This window comes from Blastomonas sp. AAP53 (genome assembly GCF_000331245.1).
Classification (GTDB): Bacteria; Pseudomonadota; Alphaproteobacteria; order Sphingomonadales; family Sphingomonadaceae; genus Blastomonas.
The window spans coordinates 56,585-74,480 of sequence record NZ_ANFZ01000004.1; the positions used below are offsets into that span (position 1 = coordinate 56,585).

The 17,896-nt window shown below is 64.9% G+C and carries 19 protein-coding genes and 1 tRNA gene; 13 read left to right on the forward strand and 7 right to left on the reverse strand.

The annotated features are described in order from the left end of the window. The first annotated feature begins 174 nt into the window (after nt 1-174). Nucleotides 175-2,322, forward strand: coding sequence for a TonB-dependent siderophore receptor (locus D618_RS0102015; protein WP_017669813.1), 2,148 nt, complete (start codon nt 175-177; stop codon nt 2,320-2,322). A gap of 26 nt (nt 2,323-2,348) precedes the next feature. Here D618_RS0102015 and D618_RS0102020 read toward each other — a convergent pair whose 3' ends face one another. Further along, nucleotides 2,349-3,167: a universal stress protein gene (locus tag D618_RS0102020; protein WP_017669814.1), complete on the reverse strand. Its 819-nt coding sequence runs from the start codon at nt 3,165-3,167 to the stop codon at nt 2,349-2,351. 182 nt (nt 3,168-3,349) lie between these two features. Between D618_RS0102020 and D618_RS0102030 the strand changes: the two genes are divergently transcribed. The 5 genes from D618_RS0102030 (at nt 3,350) to D618_RS0102050 (ending at nt 7,193) form a co-directional block, all read left to right on the forward strand. Next, a complete protein-coding gene (locus tag D618_RS0102030) occupies nt 3,350-4,057 on the forward strand; it encodes a CoA transferase subunit A (protein ID WP_017669815.1) in 708 nt (235 codons plus the stop codon). Between the two features lie 80 nt (nt 4,058-4,137). Continuing rightward, complete coding sequence (locus D618_RS0102035; protein WP_017669816.1) at nt 4,138-4,965, forward strand: HAD family acid phosphatase; 828 nt, start codon at nt 4,138-4,140, stop codon at nt 4,963-4,965. 1 nt (nt 4,966) lies between these two features. Beyond that, nucleotides 4,967-5,602 carry a 3-oxoacid CoA-transferase subunit B gene (locus tag D618_RS0102040; protein WP_026091185.1) on the forward strand — a complete coding sequence of 212 codons (636 nt, stop codon included), beginning with the start codon at nt 4,967-4,969 and terminating at the stop codon, nt 5,600-5,602. Further along, complete coding sequence (locus D618_RS0102045; RefSeq protein WP_017669818.1) at nt 5,599-6,501, forward strand: alpha/beta hydrolase; 903 nt, start codon at nt 5,599-5,601, stop codon at nt 6,499-6,501. The genes D618_RS0102040 and D618_RS0102045 overlap by 4 nt, the downstream gene beginning before the upstream one ends. Before the next feature lie 2 nt (nt 6,502-6,503). Next, entirely contained in the window at nt 6,504-7,193 is a 690-nt protein-coding gene (locus D618_RS0102050; protein WP_026091186.1) for a glutathione S-transferase family protein, read from the forward strand. 22 nt (nt 7,194-7,215) lie between these two features. Here D618_RS0102050 and D618_RS0102055 read toward each other — a convergent pair whose 3' ends face one another. After that, nucleotides 7,216-7,581, reverse strand: coding sequence for a hypothetical protein (locus D618_RS0102055; RefSeq protein WP_017669820.1), 366 nt, complete (start codon nt 7,579-7,581; stop codon nt 7,216-7,218). Between the two features lie 297 nt (nt 7,582-7,878). Between D618_RS0102055 and D618_RS0102060 the strand changes: the two genes are divergently transcribed. Both D618_RS0102060 and D618_RS0102065 read left to right on the forward strand, forming a co-directional pair. Further along, the gene (locus D618_RS0102060) at nt 7,879-9,198 is read left to right on the forward strand and encodes a serine hydrolase domain-containing protein (RefSeq protein WP_017669821.1); all 1,320 of its coding nucleotides are present in this window, start codon (nt 7,879-7,881) and stop codon (nt 9,196-9,198) included. A 52-nt stretch (nt 9,199-9,250) separates the two neighbouring features. Then, entirely contained in the window at nt 9,251-9,886 is a 636-nt protein-coding gene (locus D618_RS0102065; RefSeq protein WP_017669822.1) for a glutathione S-transferase family protein, read from the forward strand. A 15-nt stretch (nt 9,887-9,901) separates the two neighbouring features. On the opposite strand, the gene D618_RS17440 is transcribed toward D618_RS0102065, so the two are convergent. Genes D618_RS17440 through D618_RS0102090 form a run of 5 tightly spaced genes read right to left on the reverse strand, consistent with a single transcriptional unit; the run spans nt 9,902 to nt 14,132 of the window. After that, nucleotides 9,902-10,843 carry a biotin-dependent carboxyltransferase family protein gene (locus tag D618_RS17440; protein WP_017669823.1) on the reverse strand — a complete coding sequence of 314 codons (942 nt, stop codon included), beginning with the start codon at nt 10,841-10,843 and terminating at the stop codon, nt 9,902-9,904. Continuing rightward, entirely contained in the window at nt 10,840-11,499 is a 660-nt protein-coding gene (locus tag D618_RS18885) for a carboxyltransferase domain-containing protein (RefSeq protein ID WP_017669824.1), read from the reverse strand. The genes D618_RS17440 and D618_RS18885 overlap by 4 nt, the downstream gene beginning before the upstream one ends. Then, nucleotides 11,471-12,262: a 5-oxoprolinase subunit PxpA gene (locus D618_RS0102080; RefSeq protein ID WP_017669825.1), complete on the reverse strand. Its 792-nt coding sequence runs from the start codon at nt 12,260-12,262 to the stop codon at nt 11,471-11,473. The genes D618_RS18885 and D618_RS0102080 overlap by 29 nt, the downstream gene beginning before the upstream one ends. Further along, entirely contained in the window at nt 12,259-13,515 is a 1,257-nt protein-coding gene (locus D618_RS0102085) for a divalent metal cation transporter (RefSeq protein WP_017669826.1), read from the reverse strand. The genes D618_RS0102080 and D618_RS0102085 overlap by 4 nt, the downstream gene beginning before the upstream one ends. Beyond that, on the reverse strand, nt 13,485-14,132 hold the full coding sequence (locus D618_RS0102090; protein ID WP_017669827.1) for a 2OG-Fe(II) oxygenase: 648 nt from the start codon (nt 14,130-14,132) through the stop codon (nt 13,485-13,487). Before D618_RS0102090 ends, D618_RS0102085 begins: the two co-directional genes overlap by 31 nt. A 112-nt stretch (nt 14,133-14,244) precedes the next feature. Here D618_RS0102090 and gspI point away from each other — a divergent pair, with 112 nt between their 5' ends. From gspI to D618_RS0102115, 5 genes are all read left to right on the forward strand, one after another. After that, nucleotides 14,245-14,622, forward strand: a complete 378-nt coding sequence (gspI, locus tag D618_RS0102095; RefSeq protein WP_017669828.1) for a type II secretion system minor pseudopilin GspI — start codon at nt 14,245-14,247, stop codon at nt 14,620-14,622. Next, complete coding sequence (gspJ, locus tag D618_RS17450) at nt 14,619-15,365, forward strand: type II secretion system minor pseudopilin GspJ (RefSeq protein ID WP_255342546.1); 747 nt, start codon at nt 14,619-14,621, stop codon at nt 15,363-15,365. Before gspI ends, gspJ begins: the two co-directional genes overlap by 4 nt. Continuing rightward, entirely contained in the window at nt 15,362-16,363 is a 1,002-nt protein-coding gene (gene gspK, locus D618_RS0102105; RefSeq protein ID WP_017669830.1) for a type II secretion system minor pseudopilin GspK, read from the forward strand. Before gspJ ends, gspK begins: the two co-directional genes overlap by 4 nt. Nucleotides 16,364-16,522: 159 nt before the next feature. Further along, nucleotides 16,523-16,599 (forward strand) — tRNA-His (locus tag D618_RS0102110). A 65-nt stretch (nt 16,600-16,664) separates the two neighbouring features. Further along, the gene (locus D618_RS0102115) at nt 16,665-17,732 is read left to right on the forward strand and encodes a Glu/Leu/Phe/Val dehydrogenase dimerization domain-containing protein (RefSeq protein WP_017669831.1); all 1,068 of its coding nucleotides are present in this window, start codon (nt 16,665-16,667) and stop codon (nt 17,730-17,732) included. Nucleotides 17,733-17,896 lie beyond the last annotated feature (164 nt).

The window sequence follows — 17,896 nt, forward strand, 5'->3', positions numbered from 1 at the left end:
ACTATCGCGCTGTCAATTCCAGCAGATTGCCATCGCTCCGGGTGCCAGCCCCCCAGAGAGAGGTAGGCGTTATTTTCTGTTGCAGTTAAGAATGCCTATCATTAGTGCGAAGCTCGTTGAGAACGAGAATCGCTGGCATATGGTTGCAGCGAAATGGGGCAAGGCTTCACACAGATGAATTTGCGGATTGCGGGCGTGTTGGGCGCGGTGTCGGTTCTGGCCATCGCTTCGGGCTTGGCGCCTGCCTATGCTGCCGATGCCGGCACGACTGCTGCCACCGACGACATCGATAGCGTGGAAGACCAGCGCGAGATCATCGTGACCGGACGCAGCGAAGGCTATCTGGCGCTGGATATCGTGCGTGCAGCCAAGACGCCGACCCCACTGGTCGATATTCCCCAGGCGATTTCGGTCTATACCCGCGAGCAGATCGAGGATCAGGCGCTACAGGATCTGGCCGATGTGCTGCGCTATACGCCCGGCGTTTCATCGAACCAGGGTGAAGGGCATCGCGACCAGATTTCGATCCGTGGTCAGGATACCACGGCGGACTTCTTCGTCGATGGCGTGCGCGACGACGTGCAATATTATCGCCCGCTCTATAATCTGGAACGCGTGGAAGTTCTCAAGGGCTCCAACGCTCTGCTCTTCGGGCGCGGCGGCGGGGGCGGGGTGATCAACCGCGTCAGCAAGACCCCGGTACTGGGCGAAACCTTCTATGGCGGTTCCGCCTCGGTCGACAGTTTTGGTGCTTTTGCCCTCACCAGCGACATCAACGCAGCGCTGGGCGAGACCGTCGGCCTGCGGCTCAACGCGATGTACGAGGAGTTTGACAACCATCGCGACGTGTATGAAGGCAACCGCATTGCCATCAATCCGACTGCAGGTTTCAGTATCGGTGAGAAGACACGCCTGCTGCTCTCCTACGAATTTGTCGATGACGACCGCATTGTTGATCGCGGCATCCCCTCGACCACCGGTGGGACCATTGCAAACCCTGCGCGGCCGGTAAGCGGTTTCTATCGCACCTTCTTCGGCTCGCCCGAGGCGAACCTGGCGTCGCTGGAAGCACACATCCTGCGTGGGCGGCTGGAACACAGCTTCACGGATGATCTGCGTTACGACATGACCGTGCAATATGCGGATTTCGACAAGTCGTACGGCAACCTGTTTGCCGCAGCCAGCAATCTGGCTGGCGGACGCGTCACGCTCGATTCCTATCGCGATGCCACGCAGCGCGAGAATTTCTTTGTTCAGGGCAATCTGGTGTGGACGGGCCAGACCGGGCCGTTCAGCCACACTTTGCTGGCCGGTTATGAATATGGCGACCAGCAGTCGGCCAATAGCCGGCAGAACGGCCGTTTTGCCACCAGCGGCACGAACACGGCGACGTTCGCGTTTTCCGACCCGCTGGTCATTCCGGCGGTGACCTTTCCGGTCACCAACCGCAACACGGTGTCAAACGTCACCTTCTATTCGGTCTACCTCCAGGACCAGATCGGCATCGGCGAGCATTTCGATGTGGTGCTGGGCGCGCGCTACGACCGGTTCGAGATCGACGTCAACGATATCCAGGCCGGGCGGCAGCTGTCGCGGACGGATACCGAATGGTCGCCCCGGCTGGGCCTGATCTTCAAGCCGTTCGAGGCGATGTCGTTCTATGCCAGCTATACCAAGACCTTCCTGCCGCGATCGGGCGACCAGTTCCTCAGCCTGACGCCGGCACAGGCGACGCTGGCCCCCGAAGCGTTCGACAATTACGAGATCGGCGCAAAGTGGGACATTGCGAGCAACCTGCGTGTCTCGGCCGCCGTGTTCCAGCTCGATCGCGAGAACGGCGTCGTCGTCGATCCCGCCAATCCTGCCAACTCGCTGCTCACCGGCAGCCGCACGCGCGGCTTCGAGGCGCAGTTTACCGGCCAGATCACGTCTGCCTGGCAGGTCAATGCGGGCTATTCGTACCTCGATGCTGATGAGCGCGGCCGCGTGGTCGCAGGGGCCATCGCCAACCGTTCGATCGGTCAGGTGCCGCGTCACATGGCCAGCCTGTGGAACCGCTATGATGTTAGCGACCGGCTGGGCTTTGGTCTGGGTCTCACGCACCAGGCCAGCCAGTTCGCCAGCATTTCGAACACGGTCAAGCTGCCTGCCTTCACTCGCGTCGATGCAGCGGTGTTCTTCAAGCTCAGCGACCAGATCGAGGCGCAGATCAACGTCGAGAACCTGTTCGACGAACGTTATTTCCCTGCCTCGCACAACGACAACAACATCACCACGGGCGAACCGATCAACGCCCGCTTCACGGTCCGCGCGCGCTTCTGATCGCGCGCGGAAGGCCTGCCTTGGCGTCAGTGCGCCAGCAGCAGTGGGATGTTTGAATCCTTGAGGAAATAGCGCGTCACGCCGCCCAGCAGCACCTCGCGCAACCGGCTGTGCCCGAACGCGCCCATGACCAGCATGTCCGCGCCGATCTCGCCGGCGACATTCTCGATCACCTCCTCGATCGACAGCAGGCCGCGCTCGCGTTCGATCAACTCGCTGCACACGCCATGGCGCGAGAGATATTCGTTCGCCTCGGTCGACGGGAAGCCGCCAGCCTTCTTGGGCTCGACGATCGAGACCAGGTGCACCGACTGCGCGTTCCTGAGCAACGGCACGGCCTGACGCACGGCGCTGGCCGCTTCATGGCTGCCGTCCCATGCGATCAGCACCTTGCCGCCGGTGTGAAGCGCCTTGAGCGTGGTCGGCACTGCCAGCACCGGGCAGCGCGTTTCCACCGCCACATCGGCGATCGAGAGCAGCGGATGCGGGCGAACGTTGCGCTGGGTGTTGTCCAGCGACAGCACGATGACATCGGCCAGCCGCGAGGCGCTGATCACCGCCTGGGTGACATCGCCGTCATAGGCCGTCCAGTCCCAGGGCAGGCCCTCGATGCTCATCTGCGCTTCGACCACAGCGCGCAGCTTGTCCTCATCGGCGCGCAGCTGCTCCAGCATGCCGCTGGGCACGTAACTGCCGCCCATGGGGTCCATCACGATAAAGCCGGACAGAGGCGTGGCCTGCAGAAAGGTGATGTGCCCGTTCTGGCTGCGCGCCAGATCCAGTGCGACCTGCAAGCGGGATTCGAATGCCTTGCCGCCATCGGCGTAAACCAGAATGGATTTCATCGCGCTCTCTCCTGTTTTGATGTTCGCAGCCTGCGCCTTTGTGTCGCCGGATGCATTGATTCAAATCAAGCGGGTGCTGGAAAAAGCGCAGCCGGGCCGCTAGGGCTTGGGCGATAACGCGAATCACGGAATCCTGCCGCCGAGCGGCTGTTTTTCACCTCATGCTCCGGAGACATCTCGTCATGCAGAAAATCTATCCCGATGCCGCATCCGCTCTGGAAGGTCTGCTGTTCGATGGGATGCATATTTGCGCCGGTGGTTTTGGCCTGTGCGGCATTCCCGAGCGCCTGATCGATGCGATCCGCGATGCCGGCACCAAGGACCTCACCATCGCCAGCAACAACGCCGGTATCGATGGCGAGGGGCTGGGCAAGCTGCTGCGCACCCGCCAGGTCAAGAAGATGATCTCGAGCTATGTCGGCGAGAACAAGGAGTTCGAGCGGCAGTATCTGGCGGGCGAGCTCGAAGTCGAGTTCTGCCCCCAGGGCACGCTCGCCGAACGCTGCCGCGCGGGCGGCGCGGGCATTCCCGGCTTCTACACCAAGACCGGCGTCGGCACCCAGGTGGCCGAGGGCAAGGCGCACAAGGATTTCGACGGCCAGACCTATATTCTGGAACGCGGCATCTATGCCGACCTGTGCATCATCAAGGGCTGGAAGGCCGACACATCGGGCAACCTGATCTTCCGCAAGACCGCACGCAATTTCAACCAGCCGATGGCAACCGCGGGCAAGATCTGCGTCGCCGAGGTCGAGGAAATCGTCGAGACCGGCAGCCTTGACCCTGATTGCATCCATCTGCCTGGCATCTATGTGAAGCGCCTGATCTGCGGCGCGCCGTACGACAAGAAGATCGAGTTCAAGACCGTCCGCGAGCGGGCTGCAGCGTGACAGGCGCCAACCTTCTCCCCGGCTGTGGGAGGACCAAGGCTATCGCTGTCCTCGCTGCCCTGTCTCTGTCCGCCTGCACCATGACCGTCGTCGAGGCGCCCGCCGCTCCGACTGCGCCTGCTGCCGCCGCTGTACCGTCCGTCCCGATGGGCCAGCAATGGCTCTACGGTTCGGCAGAAGGCGCGATCTCGATCCGGCAGACGTACGCCCAGCTGACCAGCTACGCGCTTGCCAAGGCCAAGGCACGTCCCGCCGACAGCGTGATCATCGACGAGGCCACCGGCAAGCCCTTCGCCTGCGGCAACAAACCGCTCGCAGCGGTGTTCGATGCCGATGAAACGCTGATATGGAATATCGGCCCGATGCGCTGGTTCGCGCTGACCGGCAGCGAATTCGACGCCAAGACCTGGGACCAGTGGGAAAAGACCGGCACCGGCAAGGCGGCCGCGATGCCCGGCGCTCTCGAGGCGATGGCCGCGTTGCGCGCCGCCGGCATCACGCCGATCGCCAACACCAACCGCTCGGCCACCAACGCCGCTGGCAGTGAGCAGACGCTCGCCGCAGCTGGGCTGGGCGAATTCAAGCATGGCGAAACCTTGTTCCTGATGGGCGACGATGCCACCGGATCGAGCAAGGACCAGCGCCGTGCCACCATCGCTTCGCGCTGGTGCGTGGTGGCAATGGCGGGCGACCAGCTTGGCGATTTCCGCAATGCGTTCAACAAGCCCGAAGCCCCACCGCTCGCGCGCCGGACCATGGCCACTGCCGCGCCTTTCGATGGCCTGTGGGGCAATGGCTGGTTCCTGTTTGCCAACCCGGTGTACGGCCCGTCCATCCGGGGTGGCTTCGACGATATCTTCCCGCCGGAAACGCGCTGGGAACCCCAAGACCAGCAAGGAGCGAGATAACATGCCCTGGACCCGTGACGACATGGCGGCGCGCGCCGCAAAGGAACTCAAGGACGGCTATTACGTCAACCTCGGCATCGGCATCCCGACCCTGGTCGCAAACCACGTGCCTGAAGGCATCGAGGTGACGCTGCAGTCGGAAAACGGCATGCTGGGCATCGGTCCGTTCCCGTTCGATGGCGATGAAGACCCCGACCTCATCAACGCGGGCAAGCAGACGATCAGCGAGCTGGCCTCGTCGAGCTATTTCAGCTCGTCGGACAGCTTTGCCATGATCCGCGGCGGGCATATCGACTTGACCGTGCTGGGCGCGATGGAAATCGCCGAGAATGGTGACATCGCCAACTGGATGATCCCGGGCAAGATGATCAAGGGCATGGGCGGCGCGATGGATCTGGTCGCGGGCGTGAAGAAGATCATCGTGGTGATGGAGCACACCTCCAAGAACGGCGATCCCAAGTTCATCCCGGCCTGCACGCTGCCGCTGACCGGCAAGAACGTGGTCGACATGATCATTACCGACCTGTGCGTGTTCCAGCGCCCCGATCACGACAGCCCATTCAAGCTGATCGAACTGGCCCCGGGCGTCACGGCAGAGGATGTCGCGGCCAAGACGACGGCACATTATACCACGTGAAGCGCGGCACGAAGCTGGGCCTGGGCGCGCTGCTGGCCGCACTGGGCGGCTTCGGAGCTTATGCTGCCACGACGTCGCCGCCACTGCTGCTGAGCCAGCTCGATGCCGTCATGGGTGGCGGCAAGGGGGCTGCTCTGGTCGCCGAGGCGGTACCGTTCGGCGACCACGGCCAGACGCTCGATGTCTGGCGCGCCGCCGATGCCAGGGATGGCGACAAGCGCCCGGTCTTGATCTTCTGGCACGGCGGAGGCTGGGTGAAAGGCGCGCGCGCCGATTACGCCTTTGCCGGGCGTGCCTTTGCCCGGCAGGGGTTTGTGGTCGTCGTGCCCGATTACCGCAAGGTGCCGCAGGTGCGCTTCCCCGCGTTCATCGAGGACGGGGCCGATGCGGTCGCCTGGACCCGCGACAATATCGCCCGCTTCGGCGGCGATCCCGATACCATCGGCTTTTCCGGCCATTCGGCGGGCGCGCATACCGCGGTGCTGCTGGCGCTCGATCCGCGCTGGCTGACCGCGGCGGGCGTCGATCCCGGCATCGTCAAGGCGGTGGTGGGATTGAGCGGGCCGTATGATTTCTACCCGTTCACCACCAAACGCTCGATCGATGCCATGGCGGACTATCCCCAGCCCGATGTGACGCAGCCGATCACCTTCGCGCGGGCCGATGCGCCGCCGATGCTGCTGATCACCAGCAGCAACGATACCACGGTGCGCCCGCGCAATGCCATCAACCTGCATGCGCGGCTCAAGCAGGAGGGGGCGGTGGCCGAGTTGATCAACTATCGGGGGCTCGATCACGAAGAGGTGGTGATGGCATTGTCCAAGCCGTTCCGCGGCAAGGGACCGGTGCTCGCCGACAGCACCCGCTTCCTCAAGCAGCACCTGAAACGTCCGGAGTAACCATGGCGTACGCATTGTTCACCGCGAACCGCAATTATTCGAGCTGGTCGCTGCGGCCATGGCTGCTGATGCATGCGCTCGATATTCCGTTCGATGACCGGCTGGTGCCCTTTGCCGGGCCGGACAACGCGGAAGAGTTTCGCGCCTTCGCGCCCAACGGCAAGGTCCCGTGTCTGCACGACGATGGCGTGATCGTCTGGGATTCGCTCGCCATCACCGAATATCTGGCCGAACGCCATGCCGGCGTCTGGCCGAGCGATCCAGTCGCACGGGCCTGGGCGCGGTGTGCGGCGGCCGAGATGCACTCGGGCTTTTCGGCGCTGCGTAACATCTGCCCGATGAGCGTGGGTGTCCGCGCCGACCTGATCGCCATTCCTGCTGCCCTGCAAGCCGATATCGACCGGATTTCAGAGCTGTTCACCGAAGGGCTTGATCGGTTTGGCGGCCCCTGGTTGGCAGGCGCCGAGTTCAGCGCGGTCGACGCGTTCTTCGCTCCGGTCGCCTTCCGGGTGCGCAGCTTCGGCCTGATCCTGTCCGATGCCGCCAATGGCTGGCTCGGACGGGTGCTGGGTCACCCGGCGATGATGGAATGGGAAGCAATGGCGCTCGCAGAGACCTGGCGTGACCCGGCGCATGAAGATGAAATTGCGGCAGTTGCAACAATCTCGGCGGATTATCGGGCGACGGCCTGAGCGATCTGCGCGGATCTGCCGATCATTTGATCCGCTTGCCGTTCCACACCGCCCCTTCGACATATTCATAGTCGCAATACGACCAGATTCCGGTCCAGCCGGTGCCCGCACTGTTCAGCTCGAAGCGGATGCGGCCCCAATAGCGGCTGCCCATCTTCTGCGTGTCGCAGGCGTAGTCAGACGCGGACTCTACCCAGAACCCTTCGATCACACCATTTTCGATCTTGCCGGTGATGCGGCCGTCGTCGGTGACGTACGATCCGCTGATGCTGCCCTGCTTGTCCTCGGCAAGCCGAACGATGCCAAAGTCGGTATCCCAGCTGCCGGTCACCGCAGGGACTGCGGCCTGCGCCATCGCGGCAGCGGATAGCAGGGTCAGCACGGACATAGTCTTGAAGGCTGTGGGCATAGACGGGCTCTCCTGTTGTTTTCAAAAAAAACGTGAGGAACAATGGCCAGAGCGTAGCAGGTCTGCCGGGCAGTGTTGTGACACTTGGCACACAGGTCAAGCGCCTATCGCAGGCCTTGCTGCGCGGCCATGAACCGGTGATCCGGACAGGATCGTCGACGGGCTGAATCCGGCAGGCTTGCTCTTAAGCATTTTACAGGGCAAAACATGTAAAGTGGCTGACATGCGGGCGATAATGCATGAGAGCCGGGGCGCAATTTTACTATCGGAGACAGCATGAAGCACTGGCTGCGAAGTCCTGCTGTATGGACGGCCAGCGGCATTGCGGCAGGCGCGTTGCTGATCGGCCTCAACGTGTCGCGCGGCGGCGGGGTCGTCACCGGTACACCCGCGATCGCGGCGCAGGCCAGCCAGCCGCTGATCGACGACAACAACCTGCCGCTTGCGCCGGAGCGCTGGCAGGGCAAGGTCGATTACGCCGCGCTCGACGGGCGCATCCAGCGGATGATGCAAGATCCCGAGATGGTCGGCCTGGCGGTGGCGACGGTGGAGAACGGCCGGCTGGCATTCGTCAACGGCTATGGCTTTGCCGATCGCGAGGCGGGATTGCCGGTGACGCCGGATACCGTCTTCCGCTGGGCTTCGGTGTCGAAGGGTGTCGCGGGGACCTTGGCCTACAGGCTGGCCGAGCAGGGCAAGCTCAGCCTGTCCGCACCGCTTGCCACGTTCAATACCAGCCTGAAACTTGCAGGCGGCGCAGAGAACCGGTTGGCTATTCCGGATCTGCTGGCGCACCGGCTGGGGCTGGCGCGCAATGCCTATGACGGCAAGCTGGAATCGGGTGACTCGGCGCCGATGCTGCGCAACATGCTGTCGACCGTGCCGCAGCAGTGCCTGCCGGGCGACTGCCACAGCTACCAGAACGTCGCTTATGATGCGTTCAGCGAGATCGTCGGCAATGCGACCAACATGCCGTATGAAATGGCGGTGACGCAGCTGCTGTTCGCTCCATTGGGCATGAAGAGTGCAGGGCTGGGCATGACCAACCTCACCGGCGCGCGCAACTGGGCGCGGCCTTATCGACGCGGCGGGGTGCAGGTACTGTCCGATGCCTATTTCCGCGTGCCCGCCGCCGCCGGGGTGAGTTCGAACATCGTGGACCTTTCACGCTGGATGCAGGCGCAGATGGGGCAGTCGCCGCAGGTCGTTTCGGCCAATGTTCGCGCCGAAATCCACCGCCCTCGCGTCGCCACCTATCGCGGCGGACGCAGCGGGCCGGATTCGCTGATCATCAGCCACGGCTATGGCCAGGGCTGGCGCAGCCATATCTATGACGGCCACTGGCTGGTCGGCCATGGCGGCGCAGTCAACGGCTATCGCGCGGCGATGTGGTTCGATCCCGCCACGCAGACCGGTATCGTGATGCTGTGGAACAGCGGCTCGACCCGGCCCTTCCGCCTGCCGTACGAGTTTTTCGACCAGATCTATGGCCGCCCGTACAGCGACTGGCTGGAGATGGACAAGGACCCGCGCATGATGGCCCCCCAGGCCATGCCGCCCGCGCAGATCGCCAATGCGGTGACCACCGCCGACTGAATTCGACGTTTCCAATCATAACAACAACCAGAACCGACCGGAGAGACCTGCCATGAGCGTTGTGCTGCACCATCTTGAATATTCGCGTTCCACCCGGGTCATCTGGCTGCTGGAGGAAATGGGAACGCCCTACGAGATGGTGCGGCACCAGCGCGACCCGCAAACCTTTCGCGCCCCGCCCGAGCTGGCGCAAGTCCATCCGCTGTCAAAGGCGCCGACGGTGATCATCGATGGCCATGTGATGGTCGAATCGGGCGCGATCATCGAATATCTGATCGAACGTTTCGGCAGCGAGACGCTGGCGCCGGCCAATGCCAAGGATCGCCCGGCCTATCTCGAATGGCTTCATTTTGCCGAAGGCACGATGTCCGGCCCGATCATCTTCACCGCGCTGGGCCCACGCTTTGGCGGTCTGGGGCCGATGCTGGGCGGTTTTCTGGGGGCGGAGGTCACCAAGCTGCTCGACCATGCCGACAAGGCGGTGACCGATCACGAGTTCCTGGTCGGCGACCGGTTGAGCGGCGCAGACATCAACATGGCCTATCTGCTCGAAGTCGCCGATGCCAGCAAGCTGCTGGGCGAGCGTCCGGCGCTCAGGGCCTATCTGCAGCGGCTGCGCGAGCGCCCGGCGTACCAGAAGTCGATCGAGATCGGCGGCCCGATGATCTTTGCCGCAATGGGCGGCTGATCGTCCCGAGGTCTGTCAGGCGAGCGCCAGGCCGGGCAACCATTCGGCCCACAGCCCGATCTTTTCCGCGTGGATCTGCTCGCCCTGTTCTGGCTGGACCGGCACCAGCAGCATCGTCGCATTGGGTGCCAGCTGGCCGATCAGGTGGCGGTCGGCCCGGATGACCTGGCCGATGCGGGGATAGCCGCCGGTGGTCTGGCCTTCGCAGCCGATCAGGTACGGCATGCCATCGGGCGGGCACTGGATGATGCCGGGGAAGACCGCGCCGCTGCGGATCGGCGCTGCGGAATTGAGGTCGATCGCCGTACCCTGCAGTTTCAGCCCCATGCGGCTGGAGCGTGACGACACGCGCCAGCGCTTGCGCGCCAGTGCCGCCATGCCCAGCGCCAGCCGCTCGCTTTCCGGCCCCGCCACCACGCGCAGCACGAAGCCGTGCCCGAAAAAGGGTTGCAGTTCGGCCGGTGTCACGAGGTCTGCGACAATGGTGTCGCCATGGTCGGTCGGGATGACATCGCCATCAGCCAGTGCGCGGCCTTCCATCCCGCCAAAGCCGGCTCCGATCAGCGTGGATTGCGACCCCAGGACAGGGGCGAGCGCGATCGGCGCGGACAGCGCCAGATAGACCCGGCATCCCGCCCAGACCCGGCCGATGGAGATGGTGTCGCCCGCCTTGAGCTGGAGCGTGTGGTGCGGCTCGGCCTCTTCGCCGTTGATCTCGACCTGACAGGGGGCGCCGGTGACAGCCACCGCCATGGCGTGGTCGGCGCGAAATTCTGCCGGCCCCAGCGTGATCTCGATCGCGGCAGCATCATAAGGCTTGCCCACCAGCCGGTTGGCGAGCGCAAGGCTCAGGGTATCGGCTGCGCCGCCCGATGGCACGGCCAGTCGGCGCAACGAACGGAACGGTCCTGCCTGAATGCTCGACTGCAGCCCGGCCTTGATGACGGTGATGCTCATGCCGCGCCCCCCGTCCGCCGGGTTAGCTCGCTCGAATCGATCCGCTCGAAGCGCACCGGTTGCCCGGCCTTGAGCAGGGCAGGCGAAGGCGCATGCGCATCGAAAAGGGTCTCGGCGATCCGCCCGATGATCGGCCACCCGCCGGGCCCTGCATGCGGATACAGCCCGCAATGCTGGCCCAGCAGCCCGACCGACCCAGCCTCGACATGCGCGCGCGGGTCGGACAGGCGCGGGATATCAGGCGTTGTAGCGTCGCACACCAGATAGGCAAAACCCGGCTGAAAGCCCAGCATGGCGACCCGCCAGTCCTGCGCCATGTGCCACGCGGGCAGCGCATCGGTCGTCAGGCCCAGCAGTTCGGCGACGATATCGGCATCATGCGCCCAGGGCTGTTCGTAGCAGATGTGCAGCGTCGCCGCTGAAGGGCTGGCCGAAGCGGTGTCTTCACTGTTGCCTTCGAGCAGGGCGAGCGCGGTCGTTTTCGCGGCATCGAGCGTGCGTTGCTGCGGGTTCCAGCTGAGCGACAGGCTATCCAACCCCGGCACGATATCATCCCAGCCCTGCGCCTCTGCCGCCATCGCCAAGGCTGCGACCCGATCGGGCGGCAGCGCCTGGATCATCAGCCAGTCATCGGCGCAGAAGATCGGCTGGGACATCGGGCATCTCTCCGGGTGCTCTTATCGTGATGCCTATGATTGCCATCTCCCCAGCGATCCGCAAAGCGGTTTGTTCCGATCCGGGACTGTCGGAATGGATGCACAAGGTTTGCGCCATAACATGGATCAGGCTGCCGTCCTGTGCGCGCAGCGGCTGGCCGGTGGCGATGGCGATCGCCTGGGCAGCGCGGGCATCGTCGCCTGTGATCAGCGCGCCTGGGGCGTTGCGCGGGATCAGGCGGCGCGCGGGCGTATAGCCCCGATCGACAAAGCCCTCCGGGATGAAGCGCGCGCCCACGGCTTGTGCGGCCGCATCGCCCGCGCCGTGCGCAAGACCAACCTGCGCTAGCTGCGGGAAGGCGGTGTGCAGCGCGCCTGTGACTGACAGCGCCAACTCGGGCCGGTCGGCCAGGTCGTTGTACAGCGCGCCGTGCGGCTTGATGTGGGTGAGGGGAATGCTTTCGGCCCGTGCGATGGCCTGCAGCGCGCGCACCTGTGCGACCAGCGACTCGATCAGATCGGGCAGGGGGATGGCGAGCGAGGTCCGGCCAAAGCCTGCACGATCAGGGTAGGAGGGGTGCGCGCCTGCTGCCACCCCGGCATCGCGCGCGGCGCGCAGCATCACCGCCATGCTCTGCTCGTCGCCGGCATGGCCGCCGCAGGCGATGTTGCAGCTCGATATGTGCTGCATCAGCGCGATGTCGCGGCGCTGCTCATCCGGCTCCTCGCCCAGATCGGCGTTGAGATCGATCCAGCCGGTCATGGCCACACGCCCGCAGCGCGTAGGATCAGCCGGAGCCCGAGCCCCGTGCACACTAGCACCACTACAGCGCCCGCCACGTTTGCTAGCGGGCCGTTGGCAAGCGCCCCCAGGCTGGCACGGCGCGAGGCAACCCACAGAAGGAAGGCGGCGAGGATCGGCAGCAACAGCCCGTTGGCCGACTGTGCGATCAGAATCAGCTCGACCGGATTGACCGAGAAGACGGCGAACACCGTGCCGATGGCGATCACCGCCAGCGCGGTGCGCTTGAAGATGCGCGTGCGACGCTCTGGATTGCCGCTGCTCCCCAGCATCTCGGCGAGCACATAGCCGGTGGCAAGCGGCGCGGTGAGCGCGGAACTGAACCCGGCGCCGACCAGCCCCAGCGCGAAGACAATCCGGGCGGACGATCCGAACAGCGCCTCCAGTCGCAGCGCAACATCGTCGAGCGGGCCGGCGCCGGTGCCTTGCATCGCGGCGGTGGCGGCGCCCATGATCACCACGGCCATCGAGAGCAATCCGCCCAGTGTCACCGAGACGGCGGTGTCCCTATTGGACGCCGCCAGCCCCGCGCGGTCCGCGCTGAACTGGCTGCGCACCGACGCTGCATGAAGGAACAGGTTGTACGGCACCACGGTCGTCCCGATCAGCGCGATCGCGGTGAACACGCTGGCGCTGGGCAGGCTGGGGATCAGCCCGCGCGCAGCGGCGCTCCAGTCGACATCGATCACCGCCAGCCCGCCGATGAACGCCAGCGACATCGCCAGCACCAGCGCAATCAGCAGCTTTTCAAGCCAGGCAGGCTTGCCGATGATCACCAGTATGGCCGCCAATGCTCCGACCGCCAGCGCACGCAGCGGTGCTGCGAGCGTGTCGTCACCCATCCCCAGCAGCGCCAGCCCCAGCCCGGTGCCGCTGATATTGCCCGCCTGATAGGCCGAATTGCCGATGGCGAGCGCAGCGAAGATCAGCGCTGCCATCGCCCATCGCACGGGCGGGCTGGGGGCAGCGGCCAGCGTCGCCTCGGCCAGCCCCTGGCTGGTCACGATCGCCACGCGCGCTGCCATGTTCTGCAAAATGATCGTGGCAATTGTTGCGAACACCAGTGCCCACAGCAAGGCATAGCCAAAGCCGATCCCTGCGCTGGCGCACGCGGTGACCGTGCCGGGGCCGATAAAGGCCGCGGTCACCAGCATGGCAGGGCCGGGGCGATAGCCGGCGGTCGTCACCAGCCCCAGGGTCTTTCGCGGTACCATTTGGTGATGACGTACTTCGTCCCCTCGCGCACCTTCATGCCATGGTGGATGGTGGCAGGGTTCAGGCTGCCATCGGGCCGCCGGTTATTCCAGGCGACCAACTTTCCGGTCTCGGGCTGGATCGACTTGCCGATGGTCTTGAACCGCGTTGCGCCGCCTGCGATCGGCTCGTTGAGATAGATCATGAACGTCCAGGTCCGTTGCCCCGCAACGCTCGTGAACCGTTCGAAGTCCTCGCCGCCCGGCTCGAAATAGTCGGTATGCGCCTTGAACTCCTGCCCCACGGCATAACGCTGGCCCTGCATCGTCTCGCCGAACGGCAGGTCGATGCCCGACAGTGCACTCAACCGCTGGTCGAGCGCGATGACGTCGGGGTCATCGCCGCGCATGTCGCACGTTTCGGAGGTACGGAAATAATGGTCGCCATTCGGGTCGGCGATGGTCGAAGGGCGGCGGTCGGCATCGATCTTGGCGACAAAGCGCGCGCATTCCTCTGCCGAAAGAAAATTGCGCAGGATGAACAGCTCCATGCGCGGCGTCGGCACCTTCTGGATGCCCGGAATCGTCATCAGCGCGGCGATATTGCACTGGTTGCTGGCGGTCTCGCTGTCGCTCATCGTCCCCATTCGCATCGCAGCCATTGCCTGCCCCCCAGATAGCCAGCAAGCGCAGCGCGCTCAAGGCGCAAACGGCTGGCGCGGCAAGGGATTGGCGGCTAAATGATCGCCCATGCGGCGGCACCCCCGATCCACCTCCGGCCAGACCGGTTTCAGCCTGCTCGAAATGCTGGTCGCGCTGGCGGTATTCTCGATCGCGGCGCTGGCGCTGATCAAGCTGCAGGGGGCCAGCCTGATGCAGACCGCAGAGCTCGACAGCCGCCTGTACAGCGAGATCATGGTGCGCAATCTGGCGGTCGAGGCGTTGACCGACCCCAACCCGCCTCCGCTCGGCGATAGCCAGGGTTCGGCCACCAATGCGGGGCGCAATTTCACCTGGCGGCGCACGACGACCGTGATGGAAGGCGGTGAACTGCTCAAGGTCGATGTCGCTGTGAAGCAGGCGGCCGGGCCAGAGGTGACGCTCAGCGTGATCAGGCCGGTGTTGTGAGCCACGATCTGACCCACCTCGGTTTGTCCCGAACCCCTCGGCTGGCTGGCAAGCCAGCCGCTCGGGATACACTTCTCGGCAGGGCCGAGACGTCGAGGGACGTTGCGCATGCGCCCCTCGACTTCGCTCGGGGACGCGGAGAGGTAAGTGCCTCGGCACGCCCAAATGGCTTCACCCTTGTCGAGATGATGGTTGCATTGTTCATCTTCGGCATGATCGCCAGCGCATCGGTGCTGCTGCTCCGCCAGACCGTCGAGGCCGAGGCGCGCAGCGCGGTGCGGCTGGAAGAGATGGGCGATATCCGCCGGTTTTCCGCCATCATGGCGCAGGACATGACGCTGATGCTGCCGCGCCCGTCGCGCGATGCTGCCGGCAGTGACCGGGTCGCCCTGATGAGCGGCGATGGCCTGTTGCTCGGCTTTTCGCGGCAGGTGCCGCAGATCGACCCGCAGCCCGGCAGCTCCAGCCTTCAGAGGGTCGAGTGGTCGGTGAGCGATGGCAGGCTGACGCGCGCGATCGCACCCAAGGCCGATGGCGCGACGACCCAGGCCGGTGTTCAGATCCTCGAGGGAATCGCTTCGGCGAGGCTGCGGTTTCGCGACAGGCAGGGCGTGTGGCAGGCGGACTGGCGACCCCAGCGTACCGACGAACTGCCGATCGCAGTTGAACTGACTCTCGTGCAGACCGGCAACGCAGCGCGACCGCTGGTGCTGCAGTTCCTCGTCGCAGGCGGCGGGGCATGAGCGCGCCACGTCTCCGCATCGCCCGGTCCGAACGCGGGATCGCCTTGCTCAGCGTGCTGCTGCTGGTCGCGGTGATGGCGATCGTCACCACGCTGATTCTCGACCGGGTGAACCTTGCGGTGCGGCTGGCGGGCAATGCCGACGCTGCCGACCGCGCCCGCTTTGTCGCATTGGGTGCCGAAAGCCTGGCAGCGCGCCAGATCAAGCGACAGCTGGACCTCAGCCCTGCGCGAACGGTGAATGCCGGCGGCTGGATCGGCGCGCCCATGGTGCTGCCGATCGATGACGGCACGGGCGCCATCGTGACCGCCACCGTGCGCGATGGCGGCAACTGTTTCAACCTCAACTCGGTGGTCGAAGGCGAGCCGGGCAGTCTGGCCGCGCGGCCCGTCGGCATCGGTCAGTTCGCCGGGCTGATGCAGGCGCTGGGCGTGGCATCCGACGAGGCCCGCGGGCTGGCCGATGCGCTGGCCGACTGGATCGATACCGACCAGCAGCCCTTGCCAGCCGGAGCCGAAGACCAGTTCTACAGCCAGCAGGACCAGCCGTATCGCACCGCCGGGAGGCTGCTGGGCGACAAGGGTGAGGTGCAGGCACTGCGGGGCATGACGCCGCAACTGTACGCCCGGCTGGAGCCGTGGATCTGTGCGCTGCCCGATGCGGTGCTCTCGCCGATCAACGTCAACACGTTGTTGCCCGAACAGGCCCCGCTGATCATGATGCTCGCCCCCGGCAAGATCCCGCTCGACCGCGCGCGCAGCCTGATCGCGGAGCGTCCGCCGCTGGGCTATGCGCGGATCGCGGACTTCTGGCGGCCGCTGGCGCTGCAATCGCAGACCTTCGGGCCAGAGATCGAATCGCAGCCGCAGATCGTCAGCCGTTGGTTCGAGCTGGATCTGGTGATCGCCCAGGGCGAAAGCCGTTGGCGGCAGACCAGCCTGCTCGATGCGCAGCTGACCCCGGCACGGATCATTTCGCGCAGGGTTGGCGAGCCTTGAGGCGGCTGCTAATTTAATTTCGTTTTGATGACGATTGATCCTCATTTCCCCTTGCATTGCAGCCCTGATTTGTAAGATAGCGAGCGCCTTCAATCGTCGCTTGACGATCGTTGCCACGCGCTCCTAAGGAGCGCCTCCGCGTGGCGTGTGCAGTGTGTGGCGACCGTAGCTCAGTTGGTTAGAGCGCCGGTTTGTGGTACCGGAGGTCGGGGGTTCGAGACCCCTCGGTCGCCCCATCTGCCCTTGAAATCGAGGCTTTCCAGCCTCCGCCGCGTCATGACCAGCCGGGGGAGACGGGCGCGTGCAAAGCTATTGGGATCTGCCGGACTTTGATGAGCACGAGGCCGTGCAGTATGTGCACGACCGCGCATCGGGTCTTTCGGCGATCATCGCCATCCATTCGACCAAGCTGGGCCCCGCAGGCGGCGGCACGCGCTTCTGGCATTATGCCGACAAGGGCCGCGCCGTCACCGACGCGCTGCGCCTGTCGCGCGGCATGAGCTACAAGAACGCGATGGCCGGCCTGCCGATGGGCGGCGGCAAGGCAGTTATTCTGGCAGACAGCGACAACCGCAAGACCCCCGAGATGCTCGCCGCGTTCGGTGACGCCATCGAGGCGCTGGGCGGGCGTTACGTGACTGCCGAAGATATCGGCATGTCGGATGCCGACATGGTCGCGATCAGCCAGCGCACCAGGTTCGTCTCTGGCCTGCCGGTGCAGGATGCGAATTCCGCAGGCGGCGACCCGGGTCCGTTCACCGCCAAGGGCATCTTCCTGGGCGTCAAGGCGGCCGTCGCGTTCAAGCTGGGCAGTGACCGGCTGAAAGATGTTCGGGTCGCGGTGCAGGGAACCGGCAGCGTCGGCGGCGGACTCGCCCGGCTGCTGGCGGCAGAAGGCGCAAAGCTGATTCTGGCGGATGTGAACGCAGAGCGCGCTCAGACGCTGGCCGACGAACTGGGCGCTGAAACCGTGCCCGCCGATCGCATCATGCAGGTGGAGGCGGACGTGTTCAGCCCGAATGCGCTGGGTGCGGTCCTCGATTCGGAAAGCATCGAAAAGCTCAACGTCGGTATCGTTGCCGGCGGCGCGAACAACCAGCTGGCGCGCCCGCACCATGGCGACATGCTGATCGACCGCGACATTCTTTATGCCCCCGATTACGTGATCAATGCAGGCGGCATCATCTCGGTCGCTTTGGAATATTTCGCGCAAGCCGAAGGCCGCGCCGCGCAGGTGGCAGAGGTGCACGCGCGTCTCACCGGCATCCCGCAGCGCCTGACCGGCATCTGGCAGGAAAGCCGCACGACCGGCGAATCCCCGGCGACCGTGGCCGACCGCATGGCGCAAAAGCTGATCGGGCGCGGTTGAGTCACGGTTATTGTTTCTCGCTAACACCTCCGCTTAGCCTGAGCCTGTCGAAGGCCCCGCTACACGGACAGCGTGGCCGCGCGGCTTCCGACGACACGGGCTGCGCTGGATGAGCGGAGAGGGGTTCAGCGGAATATCTGCATCTCCCATCACGCAAATTCCCT

Coding starts and splice junctions, on each gene's coding strand:
- D618_RS0102080 (WP_017669825.1), bottom strand. CDS start 12,262: ATGACCGGCTGGATCGATCTCAACGCCGATCTGGGCGAGGAGCCGGAT.
- D618_RS0102050 (WP_026091186.1), top strand. CDS start 6,504: ATGGCGTACGCATTGTTCACCGCGAACCGCAATTATTCGAGCTGGTCG.
- gspK (WP_017669830.1), top strand. CDS start 15,362: ATGAGCGCGCCACGTCTCCGCATCGCCCGGTCCGAACGCGGGATCGCC.
- D618_RS17440 (WP_017669823.1), bottom strand. CDS start 10,843: ATGAGCATCACCGTCATCAAGGCCGGGCTGCAGTCGAGCATTCAGGCA.
- D618_RS0102040 (WP_026091185.1), top strand. CDS start 4,967: ATGCCCTGGACCCGTGACGACATGGCGGCGCGCGCCGCAAAGGAACTC.
- D618_RS18885 (WP_017669824.1), bottom strand. CDS start 11,499: ATGTCCCAGCCGATCTTCTGCGCCGATGACTGGCTGATGATCCAGGCG.
- D618_RS0102035 (WP_017669816.1), top strand. CDS start 4,138: ATGACCGTCGTCGAGGCGCCCGCCGCTCCGACTGCGCCTGCTGCCGCC.
- D618_RS0102065 (WP_017669822.1), top strand. CDS start 9,251: ATGAGCGTTGTGCTGCACCATCTTGAATATTCGCGTTCCACCCGGGTC.
- D618_RS0102060 (WP_017669821.1), top strand. CDS start 7,879: ATGAAGCACTGGCTGCGAAGTCCTGCTGTATGGACGGCCAGCGGCATT.
- D618_RS0102090 (WP_017669827.1), bottom strand. CDS start 14,132: ATGAGCGACAGCGAGACCGCCAGCAACCAGTGCAATATCGCCGCGCTG.
- D618_RS0102015 (WP_017669813.1), top strand. CDS start 175: ATGAATTTGCGGATTGCGGGCGTGTTGGGCGCGGTGTCGGTTCTGGCC.
- D618_RS0102020 (WP_017669814.1), bottom strand. CDS start 3,167: ATGAAATCCATTCTGGTTTACGCCGATGGCGGCAAGGCATTCGAATCC.
- D618_RS0102030 (WP_017669815.1), top strand. CDS start 3,350: ATGCAGAAAATCTATCCCGATGCCGCATCCGCTCTGGAAGGTCTGCTG.
- D618_RS0102085 (WP_017669826.1), bottom strand. CDS start 13,515: ATGGTACCGCGAAAGACCCTGGGGCTGGTGACGACCGCCGGCTATCGC.
- gspI (WP_017669828.1), top strand. CDS start 14,245: ATGCGGCGGCACCCCCGATCCACCTCCGGCCAGACCGGTTTCAGCCTG.
- D618_RS0102055 (WP_017669820.1), bottom strand. CDS start 7,581: ATGTCCGTGCTGACCCTGCTATCCGCTGCCGCGATGGCGCAGGCCGCA.